This is a genomic window from Mesorhizobium sp. M2A.F.Ca.ET.039.01.1.1, assembly GCF_003998035.1.
Taxonomy (GTDB): Bacteria; Pseudomonadota; Alphaproteobacteria; order Rhizobiales; family Rhizobiaceae; genus Mesorhizobium.
Genome location: NZ_RZRY01000980.1, coordinates 1 through 1,865 on the forward strand (window position 1 = coordinate 1; position 1,865 = coordinate 1,865).

General features: G+C 65.4%; 2 protein-coding genes. One reads left to right on the top strand and one right to left on the bottom strand.

The annotated features are described in order from the left end of the window. Window positions 1-55 precede the first annotated feature (55 nt). A complete protein-coding gene (locus EOA24_RS36350; protein ID WP_126082638.1) occupies window positions 56-754 on the top strand; it encodes a molecular chaperone DnaJ in 699 nt (232 codons plus the stop codon). Between the two features lie 43 nt (window positions 755-797). Here the strand turns inward: EOA24_RS36350 and EOA24_RS36355 are convergent. Continuing rightward, the coding region (locus EOA24_RS36355; protein ID WP_127410730.1) for a D-alanyl-D-alanine carboxypeptidase at window positions 798-1,865 on the bottom strand (1,068 nt) is incomplete at its 5' end.

A 1,865-nucleotide genomic window follows, 5' to 3' on the forward strand; every position in this document is an offset into this window, starting at 1 on the left:
ACCTAGGTCCCATCCTATTTCCTATGCTCAGTCATCCGTATGGCGGCGCAAACCGATGGGTGTGATCCTCGCATTGGCGGCAATCCTTGTGGTGCTTTTTGGCGCCGCGTTGCTCTTCGTGCGTGCTGATGCGGCGAGGATGGCCGACGGTCTGCGATCGCTCGGGCCGGCTTTGCTGGGGCTGGTCGGCGCGCCCATGCTGGTCTTCGGCCGCAGCCTCATCGGCGGACTGCTTCTGCTCGCGGCGCTCGCCTGGGTCGGCTGGATTCGCACGAGACGGCCTCCGGCGCGGGCTGCCGCTTCCAAGCATTCGACGGTGCGCACCGCTGCGCTTGAAATGGACCTCGACCATGACAGCGGCAGGCTCGAGGGGCTTGTTCTGGCCGGGCGCTATGAAGGCAAGATGCTTGGCGCGATGGGGCTGACGGATCTGCGCCAGCTTTATGGCGAGCTCAGCCCCGATCCGGAGAGCCGCCAGCTCCTAGAGACGTATCTTGACGGCCGTTTTCCCGTCTGGCGCAAGGACGCGCAGCCGCACAGTGGCGAAGGGCTGAGTGTTGCGCCAGGTGCGGGCGCCATGACTAAGGAGGAGGCCTACAAGGTCCTTGGTCTTGAAGCGGGGGCCGCCGCGGCGGATATCCGCAAGGCGCACCGCCGCCTGATGCAGCGCCTGAACGCCGATGTCGGTGGCACGTCTGTCCTGGCGGCGCGGATCAATGAAGCCAAGGACGTCCTGCTCTCCAATCACGATTAGTCTCCTTCGACGCCGGTACCTTCCGGGAGATTTGAACAGCCGCCTATTGCTCGACGGCGTAGCACGAGATTTTCTTCCGCTTCAGGGCATCGCAGGCCTTCCAGGCGGCATTCTTCGAGCCGAAGCCGCCGAAGCGGGCGCGGTAGTAGGTGACGCCGTCCTTGTCGAAGGCGACGGTGAAGCCGGAAGCATCGGAGAGGACCTTCGGCGCCTGCTTGGCGGTTTGATCCAGAAGGCTCTGAGCTCCGGTTTTGGTGGGCGAGGAAGCGACCTGAACCACCCAGCCTGACGGCACCGACGACGTCTTCACCGGATCGATCGCCGGCGCGGCGGGTGTCGGTTCGGCATAGGCCGTGACCGCCTGCGATGTGGTCTCCTGCGGCTTGGCAGCCGGCGCCACGGCGGCCACGGCAACCGTCTTCACCTTCCTGACCTGGATCACGGGCTTCGTCTCTTCGGCGACCTGTTGGGTGTCGTCCTGGACGTCGTCGGCCGAGGCAACGACAGTGTCGTCCGTCGCCGGCTTTTCGTCCGGAGTCGGTGCGTCATGCTTGGGCAAAAAGACCTTGGCCAGCGTCTTGATCGGGTTGTCGTTGCCCTTGGCGATGAGATCGCCGCCGCCGCGCGTCGAGGCGCGCGGCAGATAGGTGGTGATCAGCGCGGCCATCTGGTTGTCGCGGCTGCGGCCGGAAGCGCCGCCCATCACCACCGCGACGAGGCGGCGGTCGCCGTCTGCGACGGAGGAGACGAGATTGTAGCCCGAGGCGCGGGTGTAGCCGGTCTTGATGCCGTCGACGCCCTTGATACGGCCGAGCAGACGGTTGTGGCCGTTGATGCGCTGGCGGCCATACAGGAACGAGCGTTGCGAGAAATAGCCGTAATATTGCGGGAAGTGCTCGCGCAGCGCGATGCCAAGCATGGCCATGTCGTGCGCGGTGGTAAACTGGCCGGGGTCGGGCAGACCGTTGGCGTTGCGGAAGACGGTGCCGTTCATGCCGAGCTGGCGCGCCTTGGCGGTCATCATACGGGCGAAATTGTCCTCGCTGCCGCCGAGCAACTCGCCGAGCGCGGTGGCGGAGTCGTTGGCCGATTTCGTCACCATGGACAGGAT

What these genes read in the sequence shown, in the direction of transcription:
- EOA24_RS36350 (WP_126082638.1), top strand. Translation starts at nt 56, where the DNA reads ATGGGTGTGATCCTCGCATTGGCGGCAATCCTTGTGGTGCTTTTTGGC.